This window comes from Thermobaculum sp. T2p (assembly GCF_059335935.1).
In genome coordinates this window covers 102,005-118,672 of record NZ_JANZYQ010000008.1, presented here as the reverse complement: position 1 = coordinate 118,672, position 16,668 = coordinate 102,005, and the positions used below count along the sequence as shown (strand labels likewise).

16 protein-coding genes and 1 pseudogene are annotated in these 16,668 nt (G+C 60.0%); 4 read left to right on the top strand and 13 right to left on the bottom strand.

Annotation, left to right across the window (positions count from 1 at the left end; translation table 11 throughout):
* The first annotated feature begins 136 nt into the window (after positions 1-136).
* Positions 137-1,474, top strand: a complete 1,338-nt coding sequence (locus tag N2245_RS04635) for a hypothetical protein (RefSeq protein WP_494535561.1) — start codon at positions 137-139, stop codon at positions 1,472-1,474.
* Complete coding sequence (locus N2245_RS04630; protein WP_494535560.1) at positions 1,467-2,348, top strand: winged helix-turn-helix domain-containing protein; 882 nt, start codon at positions 1,467-1,469, stop codon at positions 2,346-2,348. The genes N2245_RS04635 and N2245_RS04630 overlap by 8 nt, the downstream gene beginning before the upstream one ends.
* A gap of 3 nt (positions 2,349-2,351) precedes the next feature.
* On the opposite strand, the gene N2245_RS04625 is transcribed toward N2245_RS04630, so the two are convergent.
* The 13 genes and pseudogenes from N2245_RS04625 to N2245_RS04565 all read right to left on the bottom strand — a co-directional run bounded on the left by N2245_RS04625 (position 2,352) and on the right by N2245_RS04565 (position 14,166).
* Positions 2,352-3,365: a zinc-binding alcohol dehydrogenase family protein gene (locus N2245_RS04625; RefSeq protein ID WP_494535559.1), complete on the bottom strand. Its 1,014-nt coding sequence runs from the start codon at positions 3,363-3,365 to the stop codon at positions 2,352-2,354.
* Between the two features lie 18 nt (positions 3,366-3,383).
* Positions 3,384-5,315 carry a D-apionate lactonase family protein gene (locus N2245_RS04620; RefSeq protein WP_494535558.1) on the bottom strand — a complete coding sequence of 644 codons (1,932 nt, stop codon included), beginning with the start codon at positions 5,313-5,315 and terminating at the stop codon, positions 3,384-3,386.
* Complete coding sequence (locus tag N2245_RS04615) at positions 5,312-6,109, bottom strand: SDR family NAD(P)-dependent oxidoreductase (RefSeq protein WP_494535557.1); 798 nt, start codon at positions 6,107-6,109, stop codon at positions 5,312-5,314. The genes N2245_RS04620 and N2245_RS04615 overlap by 4 nt, the downstream gene beginning before the upstream one ends.
* Before the next feature lie 12 nt (positions 6,110-6,121).
* Positions 6,122-7,081, bottom strand: a complete 960-nt coding sequence (locus N2245_RS04610) for a phosphoglycerate dehydrogenase (protein ID WP_494535556.1) — start codon at positions 7,079-7,081, stop codon at positions 6,122-6,124.
* The gene (locus N2245_RS04605) at positions 7,071-7,754 is read right to left on the bottom strand and encodes a ribulose-phosphate 3-epimerase (RefSeq protein ID WP_494535555.1); all 684 of its coding nucleotides are present in this window, start codon (positions 7,752-7,754) and stop codon (positions 7,071-7,073) included. The genes N2245_RS04610 and N2245_RS04605 overlap by 11 nt, the downstream gene beginning before the upstream one ends.
* Positions 7,738-8,406, bottom strand: coding sequence for a cyclase family protein (locus N2245_RS04600; protein ID WP_494535554.1), 669 nt, complete (start codon positions 8,404-8,406; stop codon positions 7,738-7,740). The genes N2245_RS04605 and N2245_RS04600 overlap by 17 nt, the downstream gene beginning before the upstream one ends.
* 1 nt (position 8,407) lies before the next feature.
* Complete coding sequence (locus tag N2245_RS04595) at positions 8,408-9,328, bottom strand: mevalonate kinase family protein (protein WP_494535553.1); 921 nt, start codon at positions 9,326-9,328, stop codon at positions 8,408-8,410.
* A gap of 23 nt (positions 9,329-9,351) precedes the next feature.
* A pseudogene (locus tag N2245_RS04590) lies at positions 9,352-9,456 on the bottom strand (mevalonate kinase); the annotation flags it as partial.
* A gap of 10 nt (positions 9,457-9,466) precedes the next feature.
* Positions 9,467-9,916: a hypothetical protein gene (locus tag N2245_RS04585; RefSeq protein WP_494535552.1), complete on the bottom strand. Its 450-nt coding sequence runs from the start codon at positions 9,914-9,916 to the stop codon at positions 9,467-9,469.
* Positions 9,917-10,001: 85 nt separating this feature from the next.
* Positions 10,002-11,588 (bottom strand): glycoside hydrolase family 140 protein, encoded by a 1,587-nt coding sequence (locus N2245_RS04580; RefSeq protein ID WP_494535551.1) that lies wholly within the window; start codon positions 11,586-11,588, stop codon positions 10,002-10,004.
* Positions 11,585-12,619, bottom strand: a complete 1,035-nt coding sequence (locus N2245_RS04575) for a Gfo/Idh/MocA family protein (RefSeq protein ID WP_494535550.1) — start codon at positions 12,617-12,619, stop codon at positions 11,585-11,587. The genes N2245_RS04580 and N2245_RS04575 overlap by 4 nt, the downstream gene beginning before the upstream one ends.
* Positions 12,603-13,355: a FadR/GntR family transcriptional regulator gene (locus tag N2245_RS04570; protein ID WP_494535549.1), complete on the bottom strand. Its 753-nt coding sequence runs from the start codon at positions 13,353-13,355 to the stop codon at positions 12,603-12,605. The genes N2245_RS04575 and N2245_RS04570 overlap by 17 nt, the downstream gene beginning before the upstream one ends.
* Before the next feature lie 115 nt (positions 13,356-13,470).
* A complete protein-coding gene (locus N2245_RS04565) occupies positions 13,471-14,166 on the bottom strand; it encodes a calcium-binding protein (RefSeq protein WP_494535548.1) in 696 nt (231 codons plus the stop codon).
* Between the two features lie 233 nt (positions 14,167-14,399).
* On the opposite strand from N2245_RS04565, the gene N2245_RS04560 reads away from it, so the two are divergent.
* Together N2245_RS04560 and N2245_RS04555 are read left to right on the top strand one after the other, a co-directional pair.
* On the top strand, positions 14,400-14,975 hold the full coding sequence (locus N2245_RS04560; RefSeq protein WP_494535547.1) for a GNAT family N-acetyltransferase: 576 nt from the start codon (positions 14,400-14,402) through the stop codon (positions 14,973-14,975).
* Positions 14,976-15,035: 60 nt separating this feature from the next.
* The gene (locus N2245_RS04555) at positions 15,036-16,541 is read left to right on the top strand and encodes a helix-turn-helix domain-containing protein (protein ID WP_494535546.1); all 1,506 of its coding nucleotides are present in this window, start codon (positions 15,036-15,038) and stop codon (positions 16,539-16,541) included.
* Positions 16,542-16,668: the final 127 nt, after the last annotated feature.

The following is a 16,668-nucleotide window of genomic DNA, read 5'->3' as shown; positions in this document are numbered from 1 at the left end:
GGCCGTCTCCACGCCGCGAGCTGCCAGGGCACAGGGAGACGACCTCGAGATATGCAAGGAGCTTAGGGACCCAAACGGCCTCGATGCGTCCCTCGCGGACACTGAGTTCGTGTTCACCGTAGACGAGATGCCCGGCATGAGCTGGTCGCTGTTCCCCGGCGAGTGCACAGGCCCCATAGACGTGCCGGGTGATAGCGCTACGGTGCGCGAGCAGTACCAGCCGGGAGTCATCGTTGCCGACATTACCGCTCTCGGAGGCTCACAGGGCAACGCCAACAGGCTCATCTCTCGCAATATGAACCCTGATCCCGGCGCCAACACCTTGGGTGTGGCGCGCGTGTCGGTCGTCGCGGGCGAGACCACCCTGGTGACCTTTACCGACGCGGTGCTGGGCTACATCCAGATCTGCAAGGAGGCCTCAGACACCAACGATCCCCTAGGCTACCTGACGAACAACGACTTTCGCTTCCGCATCAACGGCCGCGACGATACCTATAGCCTAGGCATAGGTGAGTGCACCGACCTCATACCCGTCCCATACGGTCAGGTGACCGTGCGCGAGCTTCCAGACACCGGCACCATGCTGACCGACGTGGAGGCAGAGGCTATCGAGAGCGGCGACAACATGCTGGTGAGCTGGAGCGCCTCCGGTAGGTGGGCCATAGTAAACGTGATGGCCGGCGATGAGACGAACGAGACCGTTGTCACCTTCTACAACGCTCCCATGCCGACAGGCGTCCTCAAGGTCTGCAAGACCGTTACTGGCGCCTACCAGAACCTGCTGCCGTTCTACTTCACGGTTCGCCAGAACGGCAACTTGCTGCCGGACACCAACGGCGCAGCCCCCGGCAATCTGACCGTGCGCGCTGGCCGCTGCGTGATCTACAACGGTGGCATGAGGTTCTTGATCAACACCAGGCTGAGCGTCACGGAGGAGCTGCCGTACCTTGGGTTCTACGTAAACAACATCTCCACCAATCCTGCAGGCGCGCTGCTCTCCGAGGACCTGGGCAGCATGTACAGCGACGCCGTGGCCACGGTTGCCATCTCCGCAAACGTCACGACCGTAACCTTCAACGACGTGGGCGGCTATGGCGCACTGAAGATCTGCAAGGTCAACGGTGGTGGTGTGCCCTCCGGCTCGGCCTTCAGGTTCATGATCACCAACGAATACGGCACCTGGGTGCGCAACATTCGTGTCGGCTACTGCAACCTGCTGAGGGCCAACCTAGACTCCGATCCTGAGCTCGAGATCGTGAGGTTCCCGCTGGGTACTCCCACGATGGTAGACGAGGCCACCAACGGCTACTCAGTCACCAACATCACTTACACACCTTGGGGAGTTAGCCCACCCAACCATCCCGCTCCTTACGGTGGGATCATCTCCACGGATCTCGGAGCAGGCACCGCCAACGTGAGGATCGGCAGGGGAATCAACATCTTGAGGTTTACCAACTCTGGAGGCGGTGAATAACCCCTCCCGAGCAGGGGACGACAAGCGGAGAGGTGGAAATATTCCACCTCTCCGCCCGTTTTTCAACCAAAATTCATACAACTTAAATCAACTAATTACATATGCGGAATACAATGACAAGCAATATAATCTAGCTGTCGTTAGCACTGGGGGAGTCATCATACCACCTACCGATCGCTCTCTATCCTTGCCCATCGCTCTGCTGGCTTCGCTAGGAGGTCCGGGCAGCGACATCGCCCTGACGATGGAGGCTGCTGGGTGGCAAGTCAAACTGGCCAAAGGGGACACCGAAGCCTGGCTCGGAGATCCCGCAGACGTCTGGATTTTGGAACTAGCTGAGAGTTCCCTCAGCACGGAAGCCCTGCTACATGAGCTCTGGGATAAGAGGTTCTCTGTGCCCTTATTGGTGGTCATGCAGGAGCAACTGATAACCAGCTACTGGCACTTGCTGCTACAGCTGCACATCGACTGGCCAGCGCCGTTCCAGATGCTGGCCTCACCCTACACAGTGCAGGAGCTGCTGATAAGGGTCGCCTTCCTTATGAAGGAATGCAGGGGACAGAGCGAGCAGTTGATTCACAAATACGGGAAGTTTACGTTGGACACCGGCAGGTACGAGGTGCGGTATATGGACCGCCTGGTCCCCTTGACCTACTGTGAGTTCCAACTCTTGCAGGCCCTAATCATAGCGAGGGGACGCGTCATCTCCAAGCAGGAGCTGCTGAAGGCCATACACGGCACGGGAGAGCACTACGACGAGTCGGTCGTGAAGGTCTACATCAATCGCCTGCGGAACCGCCTGGAGCAGGCAGGTGCCGATCGCTCTTGCATCCGCTCCATCCAGGGAGTAGGCTACAGGCTGGAGGCCAATTAGCCGCTACTCCACGGCAAATATAGCCTTCTGCACTGCCCCTGGGTGCTCGGCCCATTCCGCAAATAGTGTCGGTGCGTCCCACAAACTGAATGTGGTGGCCATGTCGGCATATCGGATTTTACCCGCCTCGAGCAGCTCTATCGCCTCTGGAAAGCAGTTGACCGACGCCCGCGAGCCCAGTATCGTCATCTCCTTGCGAGTGAAGTCTAGCCCAGGCATCGGCACATCTACGCCCTGCGGCACCAGCCCCACGATGACCACTCTACCTCCGGGCGCCACCAGGTCCACAGCCTGCCGCATCGCTTGTGGGTTACCTGTGGCCTCGATCACCACCGGCATGCCATCGCCCTCGGTGATCTCCAACACCTTGTCAAGCAAGGAATCTCCACCTGCTAAGGGCTGTGCCCCCAGCTGGGACGCGGCCTCCAGCCTCGCGGGGTTGATATCCGTCGCAAACACATCGGCGCCCTTAGCCCTCAGCACATCGATCAACGCCAAGCCTATGGGGCCACATCCCAGCACCAACACCTGATCCTCGGCCGTGATCTGGCCCCTGCGGCTAGCCTGTACCGCGATGGCGATCGGCTCCGCCAGCGAAGCCCGCTCGAACGACAGAGATTCCGGGATCTTGTGCACGTTCTGCGCTGGGGCCAGCACGTACTCCGCAAAACCTCCGGGTCTGTGAATGCCTATGATCTGTAGGCGACGACAGCAGTTGCGCTTGCCGATCCTACAGGCATAGCAGTTACCACAGCCAATAAAAGGCTCCACGACCACGTGGTCCCCAATCTGCAGACCATCCACATCCTTGCCCAAGGCTTCCACCACGCCAGCTATCTCATGCCCGCACACCTGTGGATAGACTGCGTAAGGGTTCTTCCCGAGGTAGAAGTACATGTCGCCCGCGCACACTCCCACCGACCTAACTCTGACCAGCACCTCACCCTCGCTAGGCTGGGGCGCCTCCCACTGACCCACGCGCACCTGCCTAGGGGCATCCATTATAACAGCCTGCATACTTCACCTCCTTCATATCTAGCTGATTACGTCCATCCGAGCAACGGCGTAGGGTCCAAGCTCGAGCTCGAACCTGCCATCCCACTTGGCCAGGCGTCTCCACTCCGACTCTCTATAGCCTTCGGGATCGGTCACGGCCCGCATGTAGCTCTTCTGATCCAGCACTCTCAGCTGGAGATCCAGATCCTCCGCGCTGATCGCGATCTTGTTAAGCGTGGGCAGCAGGTTGGCCACGAGCAGCGCCGCTTTCCCCCCGCGGCGGAGCATGATCCCGATCGCCGCCAGGGAATCGCTCGAGCTCACCTCCTGCCACTCCCCACCGGCGAACTCGCACCAGTCAGCCAACACATGATACAGGGGAAACACCCCACCCGGCACAGATCCAAATATATCGGGCAGCGGAGATCCGGCCTCGCGCTCCATCACGCCCAGCCAACCTACGGTCTCATAGCAGGTTACGCCGCTAACACCACCCAACGCTAGATAGATCAGTGCCCCCAGGGTCCACGCCGCCCCAAACAACGACATCTGCCTAGGGTCTACCTGTGAGGGTAGCTCTCCCTCCTGCGCCGGCGGCTCTGAAGCGGTCGCCGCGGGGTTGAACCTGGGCTTGAGGGTCAGAGGCGTCACGAACACAGGCAACCCATCGAATATCTCCCGAGCGCTCACCACGGGGTACAGCTGGCCCTCGAGGTTCTCGACCAGCGAGGAGTTATCCTCGGCGTGCACCTGGGGATTGGCTGAGTAGCACACGCACTCCAGAGCGACGGGATCCGGCCTGTTGCGGTTGAGCTGAGCGAAGTAGGCGTCGGTCCCGCCGCCCACCTGCAGGCGCAGCCCCCTCCTGCGGACCTCATCCCGCAGGTACTCAAGCTGATCCGTCCTGGAGATCCTGTCCTCCTCGTGGAAGAGCAGCACTCTAGACACGTCGGCAGCGTGTGGCCCGACCGCGTCCAACAGCGCGGGCGCCCAGCCGGCCTCCTCCGGGGCGAACACCGCCAGCTCCAGACGGCAGCCCAGCGCCCCCGCCAGCGACAGCGCCCGCGCGAGCTCGTCCCGCCATCGGTCACGCATCCAGAGCTCGGCTCGCAGATACGAGGGGGCCAACGCCCGCAGCCTGTCGACCTCCTGTGGGGAGTGCGCCCTGCCATCGCTCGGGAGGCACAGCCCCAACTCGGGCACCCGCCCGCTCGCTCGCGAGAGCGCCATCTCCACGCGCCCCACCTCCCGAGCGATGGACTGCCGTAAGACCTCACCACCTTCGAGCCAGAGCGTGACCCTTTGTCGTATCCGAGTGCCAGCGGTCACCTCCACGGGGAAGGGTAGCGCCAGGGGCGTAGAGTAGATCTTGAAGGAGGCATCCGTCCAGTTGCGCTGGTCCTCCATCTCGAACACATCGCCCTCGAAGGCAGCCCTAGCCCAGCCACCGCCGGGCAGCTCGTGGGAGATGCTCTTGAGATCCATAAAGGGCTGGTGGGGCGATATCACCCTAGGGAACTCCCCATGCTCCACGGAGCCATCCACGTGCTCGACCTCCACCCTGGCCCCTACGCACTCCCTAACAGGGTGCAGCAGGCAGAACCCTATCCTGTTGCGCAGGAAGGTGGATCTGGCCACCCCATCCATCTCGCAGGTTATCCTGCCGCTGGTATCACCCTCGAAACTGGCTCTCCAATAGAAATCTATGTCCCCGACTCGGTGCTCAGCGTCGTACCGCACGCGGAACCAGCCATCCCCAGACACCACATCCAGGTTGGAGATGGTGGCAGGAATAGTGTTCCAGTTCCTGTCACGCACGGCTACGTACACCCTACGCCACACCTCGATTCCCCCAAGCCTAATGTAGCGCAGGTCCCCATCCTCGAACACCAGCCGCAGAGGCCCAGCAGAGAGGGAGTGCCTCTGGGGCAGTGGTCGGTCGCTGCCGTAGAGCATTACCCTGGTGTTCATATGCCAGCCCCCATCAGCATGAAACCTCCATCCACCCACAGCACCTGGCCGGTGACGTAGTCCGACGCCGACGACGCCAGATATACCACCGCTCCGGCCAGATCCTCAGGCACCCCCGCCCTCCCCAGAGGTATGCGGGACACTATCCTCTGGGCCCGCTCGGGGTCAGAGTAGAGGGCATCCGTAAGTTCCGTGTGGAAAGTACCAGGACCTATGGCGTTCACGCATATACGGTATTTAGCCCACTCCAAAGCGAAAGCCTTGGTCATCTGCAGTATGCCCCCCTTGGTGGTTGCGTACACACTCACATCAGGCCAGGCACCCACGGAGGTCAGGGAAGCTATATTGATGATCTTGCCCCTGGAGGCACCCGCGGGCACATCCTCGCGCGCGATCATGTGCTGGGCTGCCCGCTGGCAGGTAAAGTACACCGAGCGAAGGTTGACGGCCACCAAACTATCCCACTCCTCGGGAGTGACCTCGAGCGCGGGCTTCCGGAGCTGGGTGGCAGCCGAGGTCACCAGCACATCGATCCGCCCGAAGTGATCAACCACCTCGTCCACCACCTGCCTAGCGGCGTCGACGTCAGCCAGATCCGCCGGCAGCACCAATGCCTCTCTGCCCATAGCTTGGATCTCGTCCGCCACGGCGCACAGCCTCTCTCGACTGCGGGCACAGAGCGCTACGTCCGCCCCGGCCTCCGCCAGCGCCACCGCCATGGCCCTGCCCAGCCCCTGGCTGCCGCCAGTTACGAGCGCCACCTTGCCATGCAGCTGTAACTTATCGGTTACCATATATTCCCCCCCTCAAACTACTCTGTACAGTGGCTCCTCGCCCCTCAGGGCTCGAAGACAGTTCTCGACAGTCATCTCCCCCATCCTGAGCATGCCTTCCTTGGTCTGTCCCGCTATATGAGGCGTCAGGACGACGTTAGGCAGCTTCAACAGAGGCCCTCTGGGGGGCTCCTCCTCGAACACATCCAGTCCCGCTCCGGCCAGCTTGCCGCCGTCCAGCGCCTCGTAGAGCGCTCCCTCATCCACTAACTTACCACGAGAGGTGTTGATAAATATAGCCCCAGGCTTCATAAGCCCTATCTCCCTTCTGCCCAGCAGCCTGCCATCGGCATCGGCGGAAGCGTGCAGGGTGACCACATCCGAGGTAGCCAGCAGTTCCTCCAGCCCCACGAACCTAACTCCATGAGCGTGCGCGAACTCCTCGTCCGGATAGAGGTCATAAGCCACCACCCTCATCCCGAACGGCAGCGCGCGCAGGCACACCCCCTTGCCTATCCTCCCCAGGCCTATGATCCCCAGCGTCTTCCCGCGCAGCTCCATGCCCAGGAAGTTGCGCCACTCCCCCGCCACCGTCGAGTTATGGGCGGGCACGATCTGCCTGGCCACGGCGATGATGAGCCCTATGGTTAGGTCGGCCACGGAGTCGTGGATGGCCCCAGGTGTGGCGGTCACCACTACCCCCCTCCGCCTGGCGGCTTCCAGGTCTATGTTATCCAGGCCCACGCCGTGCTTGGCGATCGTCTTCAGGCTCTGCGCCGCCTCTATCACCCGGGCGGTGAGCTCATCCGTACCGGTAATGATCGCGTCCATCCCAGGTAGGATCTCCAGCAGCTCCTCCTCCCTGTAGGCTCGTCCCACGGAGTTCGGCACCACCTCGCAGCCCGCCTCCTCTAGTAGCTTGATGTGCGAAGGATCGGCCTTGCCAAAGGACCTAGAGCCTATCAACACCTTCCACCTGTGCTTAGCCGACATACCCTGCCTCCCCTGCCAAGATTCGGCGAATCGCTTGTACCTCGGCACCCATGTCGGGCACCCTGTAGATGCCCCCTCCTAACGCCAGAGACGACGCCCCAGCCACCACCAGATCGCGCACATGCTCCCTGCGCACCCCACCAGCGACCTGTAGGTCCACGTCCGCCTGATCCAGCATCTCTCGCACCCGCCTCACCCTAGGGATCACCAGCGGGTTGAAGCTAGCCCCCCTGGCCCCCTCACCAGTCACCCTGGCAAGCAGGAGCACGGCATCCAGCATGGGCAGCACAGGCTCTAGAGCGCCGACGGGAGTGCCCATGCCGAGCACCAAGCCCACACGCATGCCAGCCTCCTTTACCGCGAACACCGCCTCGTACACGAGCCTAACGCTCTCCACGTGCACGAGCAGCAGGTCCACCCCCGCCTCCGCCAGCGCAGGCACGAACCGGAGTGGCTCCTCAGCGGCCAGATGGACCTCGAAGGGCAAGTGCGTCAGGGGCCTCAGGTGCTCGATGGTCCTCGGGGGGAAGCCCAGGTCGGGCACGAAGTGCCCATCGAACACGTCCAGGTGCACGAAATCCAGGCCAGCGGCCTCCACCCTCGCTAGCTCCTCTCTCAGCCGGCTGTGGTCGGCGTTGAAGAGCGCAGCACCCAACCTAATCCCAGAACTCATCCTCTGCCTCCGGCTCTATAGCTATAGCCCTCACCGGCGAGGCATCCAGGCCCACCACCGGCAGGGGTAGAGCTATCAGGAACACCCGTTGCCTACGCAGCTCCACCAGGTTAGTCAGGCACTCTATCACCGGTATCCCTGCCTCGTTGAACAAGCGGTGGTTTGGGTAGTGGTCCACGCCACGCACCTCGTAGCCCGAGCTATCAGTTCCCAGGCAGTTGATCCGTCGGTCTTGGACCAGCCACCTAGCTGCCTCCTCCGAGAGGTAAGGCCTGTCGTGCGACTGGGGAGTACGGTACTGACCATGCCTACCAGTCATGATGAGCACCCTATCGCCCTCTCGCACCTCTCCCGCTGCCTTGATCTCCTCCAGCGTGATGGGCTCGTTGACCTGTTTGTGCCTGAAATCAAGCACTATGGCAGGACCCATCAGCCTCTCGATAGGTATGCTGGCGGTATCGCCACCGTCCGACAGGAAGTGCAGCGGGGCTTCCACATGAGTGCCCACGTGAGACCACATGTACACCACGCTCATTATGTCGCCTTCCCTGCCATGACGCTCGCCGCGGCGCGCCACCTCCAGGGTGTACTGCTCCTTGCCCGGCAGCAGTACGTGCGTAAGATCAACTACTCTACCCCTAGGAATCAGCATGCTACAAAGTCTCCTTCTCCAATTCGTCCCAAATATGTGCAGGCTCCGGTCGCGCCCCCTCCACGCCTACCCTGAGTACCATAGGGCGCCCACCGGCCCGCTCCAGCCCCCGCACCACCGCTTCCACGCGCTCCCTGGGAGCTAGAGCTATCATGATGCCACCCCCTCCCGAGCCAGAGAGCTTGGCTCCCCAGGCCCCCGCAGCTATGGCGGCATCCACCAACCGCTCCAGTTCCTGACAAGAAACCCCCAGCTCCCTTAGCAAAAGATGGTTCATATGCATCAGGCGTCCCAAAGTATCTATCTCTCTCCTCTCCAGCGCGGGCACTGCTCGCTCGACGAGCAGGCCTATCTCCTCAAACAGGATCCGCATATAGGGCCGGGCAGCTAGCATCTCCCTAACCCTAGTGTTCACCTCGCCCGTGCTAGCCCGGACCCCTGTATCACCAACCACGATAGGCAGCTCGAGCACACCCCCAAGCGTCCTTGGTGGTGACGACTCGGAGACCAACACGCACCCACCGAGAGCACAGGCACTGCTATCCAGCGCGGAGGCCACGCCTCCGTGCGCCAGCACGTCTCCCTGCCATGCAAGCGTCGCCACCTCCGCAGGGGGCAGCTCCTGCCCAAGAGCCTTCGCCAACGCCACCACCATGGCTGCGTTGGCCGCCGCTCCTGACCCCAAGCCCGAACCCATAGGGATGAACGAACGCCACTCCACCCTGCAGTCGCATTCATGGCCCAAACGCTCTAAAAGAATCGAGAGCACGTACTTGGCAGGCGCAAAGAAGTCTTCACGTACCAAGTCCCTTATGCTGTAGAGGTCGTTGCTCCCCCTGAGGGCATCCACTCGCACGCGAAAAGCTCGGAGCCCTCTGCGGACAAGCGTTCCACTTGACCACAGGACACAAGCTCCACGCATCTTCCTCCCAAGGTAACCAGGGCATAAGACCGCCTATCGACCGCAGCGGACACCGCCGGCTGCCGCCGGTTCACGGCGTGCTCCCCAAACAGGATTATCTTACCCGGAGCGGAAGCCAAAGCCCTCATGCGCTATATCCTATTCCTTCAGTGCCCCACCGGTCAGACCTGCTACCAGGTACCTCTGAAAGGCCAGGAAGACCAAGATTATCGGCAGTATGGACAGCAGTATCCCCGCGTTCAGGTCCGTGATCTGTGAGGAATACTGGCCTTGGAAGTTGAGCAACCCCAAGGGTACAGTTCTCACGCTCTCGGAATTGAGAAGGACCAAGGCTATCAACAGCTCGTTCCAAGTGAGAGCCTTGCCCGAGGCATCCAGCCAAGTCATGAGCCTCAGGTGCACTACCTGGCCAGTGTTGGACCCCCCACTTGTAGACCCAGAGGTTGGAGATGGGCTTGGAAAGGTTGAAGCCTGAGAAGGCGATGGTGAGGGCGAGCTGCCACCAGTAGTGGTGGGCGTCTGCTGAGCCCCACAAGCGGAGACTAACAGCATTATTAAAAGGATGACTATGTGCCTTAGTAGTTTCATATCGCATCTCTCCTCCTTTAGAAGAACTCCTGCACCTAGATCCACCCCAAAAGAGATCGCCACACTACCCCTATAGCATCACCTCCTATCCTTCACTTCTAGCAAACCACACCCAGTCGTGCGGACGGTCTGCTGACCCTGGTTGAGGGGGCAGCCACCCACCGCCGGGGGAGATCTCCGCCTCCACCGTCTTGCCGGTACGAGGATCAAACCACTTGGGATTTCCCCTGGGTTCCACACAAAGCCGGAACTCCCCACCCCTTGGAAGGTACACAGCTATCGTGCCGTGGTCCTGGGATGCTAACGCCAGGGGCTTGCCCCCGTAGCCCAAATCCCCCGCAACGACCAGATACTCAGCCGGCCTAAGCGCGTGGAAAGGTACCAACTCCGTGAAAAACCTTCGCAAATGCAGCAGGTAATCAAGCCCTGGCTGATCTTCCTCTAGCACCATGAAGGGCCCCCAGGAGTTCTCAAACCCATGTATAACCCCAAGCCCACAGAACGCCCCCCTCCAGGCGCCCCGGCGGGTGTGCTCGGGATCACAGAACTCGTGACCGGGTATATTTAAAGGAAGATCAGGGTTGCGCTCATAGCCGTACTCAGCAAAGATCGCCGTGCCGTACCAACCGTCGAAAGAGTAAGCTATCCTATCTTCTATGCCGGCCGCCAGCCAGGAGTCGTCCCGACCGGTAGTACCCCAGAACTGAAACATGATGGTATCTATTGCCTTAGGGTCCGACTTGAACCTGCGCGCGAACGGAGGATCAGATGGACCGTTGTGCAAGGCTATGATGTGCCCATGGGGGGCGTTGGCACGTAGCCACCTAGCTATCCTGATAGCCCACCTGTCTGCAGTGGGCTTGTAGTGCCAGTCACCGTTGGGGTAAAATTCGTACTCGTTCATGGGCGTCCAGAAGTAGACGCAGTTGTAGGCATCGTACCTGGCCACCAGGTACTTCATCCACAGCTCCTCCCACTCCGGCACGAAGATGTGCCGGCTGTTGAACGGGAACTCAAATCCCCAAGCCTCCATTATGACCTCGAGCCCCAAGCCCAGCTCCTCAACCTTGCGAATTACCCTATCGACGGTGGAGAAGTACTCAAGGTTGAACTGATCGAAGGCCGGCGCCTGCTCGCTGCCGCCCCAGGGCCAAGTGCGCCGGGTTTGCCAGTCGCTGTACCCTTTTGGCGGATGAAAAGGGCTGACGGGCACGCGCACCCGTAGAAGGTTGAACCCCTGTGACGCCCTCCTCTCGAGGAAAGCATCCACGTCCGCTCCACAATGCGCCATGCCGAAGAGGTTGTAGACCGTATCCCCCAGGATGAACACCGGCTCTCCCGACTCGTACACGAAGCCCCAAGCCTCTGCGGGAACGGACCTAAGGAACCCTCGGGCATCGCTGGGCAGGACCTCGAACTCGCCTTCCGCTCTAAGCTCATGGTCCTCAGGATAGGACTCTATCCTGTAGGTCCATCTACCTTCCTCGCCTGGATTGAACCTCACCCTCCAGGTGCCATCACCGTCGTAGAAGCCGTGGACCCGCAGCTCGCGCCCAGATGGGGAGATAAAGACACCGGTGACCTCAACATCCACAAAGGGGTTCTCATACTCTTGAGAGCTTTTGACCTCCCATTCCCCCACCGTCCTGCGGGGCAAACTACCTATACTCACAGCCTGATTACCTCCTCCCTCCTTGCTGATTCGTAAGCGGTAAACACCAACCTGACCGTCTTGATGTTATCCTCGGCATCGGTCTCCGCCCTGCGCTCACCCCTCAGGGCGGCTAGTATATCGCGGTTACAGTCCACGATGCTCGAGTGAACAAGCGCGTAGGCAGGATCCACCCAGGGATACACCCTGGGTGGACACCTCCTAGAGTGAGTGCCCTCCTCGGTCGTGGCCCTCACCCAGTAATCAGGACCCAGCTCCAAGGATCCTCCTTCAGCCTCCACCCTGATGTAGGTCTCGGGGAACCTCTCGTGCTCAAGCCTGCTGGCATAGCTCAGCTCACAGATGCACGTGAGGTCCCCACTCCCAAGGAAGATAGTAGCGACATCCTCCCCCTTGATGTCCCCATGCACGCGCTGGGTCCTGCAGTAGATGGAGTCGAACTCACCGAAGAGAAAGCGTGCCACGTCCAATACGTGACTACCAACATCCGTGATGATGAACTTGTCCAACTCCCGAAGGAACGGTTGGTTGTCAAATACCGGGAAGGAACAGTTGAACTCCAGCCTGCCCCTGAAGGGGGCACCCACGACCCCAGAGGAGAGCAGCTCCTTCAACACCCTGATAGGCCTCTGCCAACGCCAGTTCTCGTGCACCATGAATGGCACTCCAGCCGACCTAGCTCTCTCCACCATCCGCTCGGCGGACTCCAGCGACGTCGACATCGGCTTCTGGCACACCACCGGTACGCCACAGGCCACGGCGAGCTCCACCAGCTCCTCGTGAGTATCCGGGCTGGTGATTATGTCGAGCACATCTGGTTGGGCCTCCAGCAGCATCCTCTCGGGATCTTCGTACACCGCCGGTATGCCGAAGCGTGAGGCCAGCAACTCAGCTTTCGCGCGGGTGCGATTATATATGGCGCATATCTCCACACCCTCAAGCTCCAGCCAACCAGATATCTGGTAGGGCGCCCAGAAGCCCGCACCGGCAACGGCGATCCTGATGTTGCTGGAGTTACTCCGCTGCCTCACCGGCCATAGCCTCCCGCATGGTGGATTCAGCCTCGTCCATGTGCCTGTCCATGGCCCTTCTGGCACCCTCACGGTCGCCCCTTAGGACGTTCTCGTATATGTCGCGGTGGTAAGAGAGCGCCCTCGCAGGCGTGCCGGGTACACGCAGGCCCAACAACCTCACCTGCACCATCACGCCGGCGATGGACTCGAGCAGCACAAGGAACAGCTCGTTGTGCGTAGCCTGCGCCAGGGCAGAGTGGAACCTCACGTCGAGCTCCACGAAAGCATCTGGGTCATCCAGATGCTCCTCGGCCTGCGCTAATATCTGCTCGAGATTATGCAGGTCTTCTTCGGTACGGCGCTCGGCGGCGAGACCCGCTATCTCGACCTCCAGAAGCCTCCTCACCTCTACCACCTTTCGGTAATCGAACTTGCCCGATCGCATCGAGAGGTACAGCTCGAGATAGTCCGACAGGAAGCTGGTGGAGGGAGCACGCACTATCGTGCCGCTGCCGGCGCGCACCTCCAGTATCCCCTTGGCCATGAGGGAGCGCACGGCCTCCCTGATCACGGTGCGGCTCACGCCGAAGCGCTCGGCCAGGTCGCGCTCAGATGGCAGGCGATCGCCGGGCTTGAGGCGGTTCTGGACTATGACCTGCTGGATCTGCTGACCAACCCTCTGCGCGAGGGTCGATTCCCGCTCCACCGCCTCAAACAGATCGACTGGCTTCACACTACTCTCAGATTGACTCATGATGATCTCTCACCTCCCTAGAGGCATGTGGCATACCACATACCTGGAGCTATTATAATTCTAGTATACCAGAGAGTCAATAGGCTGAGGGTCTCGAAGGATAGAAGCTGCAGCCTTATGGCTGCCGGCCGCCGTCAACCATGTATAGCACCTGCAGCTCCTCGCAGTCATCGGCGATGTAGTCTTTGCTGTCCCAGATGTAGACGGTGTCATAGCCCGGGCCGCAATATACGTAGTCCTTCGAGGCATCCCTGTGGAGGAAAATGAGATCATTGTTGTCCTGTCCGTATACCCTGTCGGCTCCGGAACCAGGTAGCACGACATCTTGTCCATCCCCAGCGGTGATGATGTCTCCACCGGGACCGCCTATGAGCACATCATAACCGCTGCCCCCCGCCAAGACGTCGGCACCAGGGCCACCGTAAATGTAGTCGGTGCCCCTATCACCATAGGCTAGATCATTGCCATAGCTGCCATATAGGATGTCGGCACCGACCCCACCCTGCAGCACATCTCTTCCCGATCCACCGTTGAGCAGGTTATTCCCAGGACCGCCCACCAGGTAGTCGTTGCCCATTCCACCGTAGATCTTGTCTCTCCCAGCCCCTCCATATAACCTATCATTCCCAGCATAGCCAAACAATTCATCCTGCCTTGTCGTGCCCCGAAGCACGTCTCCCCTCGACCTTGTGGACCTATCCCCTGGGCCAACTACACCCTCATGGGCGCGCACTCCCGAAGCACTGCTGATGAGCAACAACACCACCACAAACAGCAGTCTTTTTGCATTAAATTTATATATACGGTCCATATGTAACACAAATGTGAGAATGTATACTCTAGTATACATATAGAAAGTATTTAAGTACATACATTTTTTAAAATAATTAATGGGGTGAAATCAATAGCTTAATAGAATTTGTTTGTATATATGTGTGTATAGGTCGGAGACTGTAATGCGCCTGGTGATAAGGAAATTTGATATAATCAACCGAGGTGGGCTGTAAAGATCATGGATTACCACGATTGCAAGAGCGATTTGTAGTGCTACCCACAAAGCTGCAGGGAGATGCGTTGCTGCTGGAGCCCCTGGATAGCCATCACGGCCTCGATCTGCTCGAGCACTGCGACCTGGTATCCCTAGCCTACATGCGCAACAAGCCACAGGAACTCACACTGGAGTCAATGGAGCGTTATATATCGCACTTAAGGAACACGCCGGCGATGGTGCCCTTCGCGATCGTTCTGCTCGCGACCGGGCAGGCCGTGGGAGTGACCACCTACATGAACATCAGGCCGGAGGATCGTGGGCTCGAGATAGGATCAACTTGGATATCCCCTCAGTACTGGGGCACACGCATCAATCCCGAGAGCAAGTACCTGCTGCTGCAGCATGCCTTTGAGATCCTAGGGGCCATCAGGGTGGAGCTGCGCACGGACTCCCGCAATATCCGCAGCCAGCGGGCGATCGAGAAGCTGGGAGCTGTCCGCGAGGGCGTGCTGCGGCGGCACATGATCATGCCCGATGGCTACGTGCGCGACACCGTCGTGTACGCCATCACAGACCAGGACTGGCCACAAATCAAAGCCCTACTAAAGGAGAGGCTTCAGATACCATGACCCGGTATTGCCTGTCCTCTCGATGGATGCTACAACTTACTTTAGGGAGGATGCAGGTATATGGCCATGGTGGGGCAGCTAACATCTCCAAGGGCCGACAAGAACCTGGCCCTGCTGCCAGGGGTCAGGATCAAGGCTTCTGTGGCCGATCCATGTGGCGGTGGCGCGCGTGATCCTAAGGTGCTGCTCAACGACAGCGCCCACCGCCTGCACGGTAAGCCCCTCTCAGAGTTCAGTGGTGCCAACACCTTTGATACGTTCGATGGCTGGAACGAATCCCAAGGTCCTGACTGGTACTGCATCACCTTCCCCCACCCGGTGATTTGTAACTGTATAGAGATGACCATGGGCTTTCCTTACCGCGACGGGGGATGGTGGACCTCGCTGAGAGTCGAGGTGCGCACGGATCAAAGGTCACACTGGACCCAAGCGAACAACCTGAATATCACCCCAAACTACGACTTCAGGGACCGGCGGGGCGAGAGGCGCCCCTTCGAGACCTATGCCCTCACCTTCGATCCAGTGCGGGTCCACTCCGTACGCGTTATTGGAAATCCCGGAGGGATCGCCCAGTTCACCTCGCTTGCGAGGCTGGCGGTGTATGAACGCAATCTCTCCAGGTGGAATCCCATGCAGCTATCAGGAACCCCCATCCCCGACATATTCGAGCTCATAGATTCGGCGATGGTGTGGGACATATCGGAGAGCATGAAGAAGCTCTGCGGGCTGGAAGTCTCCCTGCCTCTGATGGAGTACTACCTGGACGAGCCTCGCTTCTCCCAATTCTGGGAGCGCATCAGGCACAACTACGAGGGAGAGCCCGAGCTGTGGTTCCTGGTGGGGAACGTGCTGGGGTGGAGGACCTGGAACAGGAGGACGCCAGCCGTCGCGCCCATCAGCAGCCCGGACCACACCGAGCCTTACATCCACAAGACCTTCCACAACACTCTTGGGCAGGCCAGAGCGCCCGTAGTAGTGGATGGGCACCCGGTGGGTGAGGTGATGACCCAGTACGTGATCCTTGAGGACATCTTCGACCTGGATTGGCACAAGCGATGGGCAGCCAAGCACGACATACCTTGGGAGGAATACCAGGCAGCCATAGATAGGTCCCCCCACAAGACCACATCCCAGATGGAGGGAGCCGCGGCGCTGCTCGGCACGATAGCCAACACCATCGCCAACCTCGCGCGCCACCTCAACAGGGCCAAGGCCTGCAGGGACGACCGCGAGGGCTGGAGGCGGGATCTCGTGCATCGTGCCATCGAGATCATGGAGGACCGCCTGGAGAAGAACGTCACGGTCTCCGGCGTGGCCCAGGAGATAGGTCTCAGTATGCCTTATTTCTGCCACGTGTTCGCCCAGCAGACCGGCATGACCCCCAGCGAATACCTCATAAACCTGCGGATATCCAGGGCGCAGGAGTACCTGCGTTACACCGACCTCACGGTGAGCGAGGTAGCTCACCTATTGGGCTACGACACCAGCTACTTCTCGCGCCTCTTCAAGCGGCGCACTGGACACGCTCCCGGCGACTACGCCCGACTGCATCGCAGGCAGCACTAGCTTATTTCATCATCTGTTAAAAAAAGTCAAACGTTTGTTACACAAAGCCCATTGTCACCTCCGGCGGATGGGGCTAGCTTATTAAGCCAAGACGTGAACACTTGTAGCGTTAAGGTGCGGAGGAGAT

Excerpts from the sequence above, each read along its gene's own strand:
- N2245_RS04635 (WP_494535561.1), top strand. The coding sequence starts at position 137 with ATGAGCTGGTCGCTGTTCCCCGGCGAGTGCACAGGCCCCATAGACGTG.
- N2245_RS04625 (WP_494535559.1), bottom strand. The coding sequence starts at position 3,365 with ATGCAGGCTGTTATAATGGATGCCCCTAGGCAGGTGCGCGTGGGTCAG.
- N2245_RS04620 (WP_494535558.1), bottom strand. The coding sequence starts at position 5,315 with ATGAACACCAGGGTAATGCTCTACGGCAGCGACCGACCACTGCCCCAG.
- N2245_RS04615 (WP_494535557.1), bottom strand. The coding sequence starts at position 6,109 with ATGGTAACCGATAAGTTACAGCTGCATGGCAAGGTGGCGCTCGTAACT.
- N2245_RS04610 (WP_494535556.1), bottom strand. The coding sequence starts at position 7,081 with ATGTCGGCTAAGCACAGGTGGAAGGTGTTGATAGGCTCTAGGTCCTTT.
- N2245_RS04605 (WP_494535555.1), bottom strand. The coding sequence starts at position 7,754 with ATGAGTTCTGGGATTAGGTTGGGTGCTGCGCTCTTCAACGCCGACCAC.
- N2245_RS04600 (WP_494535554.1), bottom strand. The coding sequence starts at position 8,406 with ATGCTGATTCCTAGGGGTAGAGTAGTTGATCTTACGCACGTACTGCTG.
- N2245_RS04595 (WP_494535553.1), bottom strand. The coding sequence starts at position 9,328 with ATGCGTGGAGCTTGTGTCCTGTGGTCAAGTGGAACGCTTGTCCGCAGA.
- N2245_RS04585 (WP_494535552.1), bottom strand. The coding sequence starts at position 9,916 with ATGAAACTACTAAGGCACATAGTCATCCTTTTAATAATGCTGTTAGTC.
- N2245_RS04570 (WP_494535549.1), bottom strand. The coding sequence starts at position 13,355 with ATGAGTCAATCTGAGAGTAGTGTGAAGCCAGTCGATCTGTTTGAGGCG.
- N2245_RS04565 (WP_494535548.1), bottom strand. The coding sequence starts at position 14,166 with ATGGACCGTATATATAAATTTAATGCAAAAAGACTGCTGTTTGTGGTG.
- N2245_RS04555 (WP_494535546.1), top strand. The coding sequence starts at position 15,036 with ATGGCCATGGTGGGGCAGCTAACATCTCCAAGGGCCGACAAGAACCTG.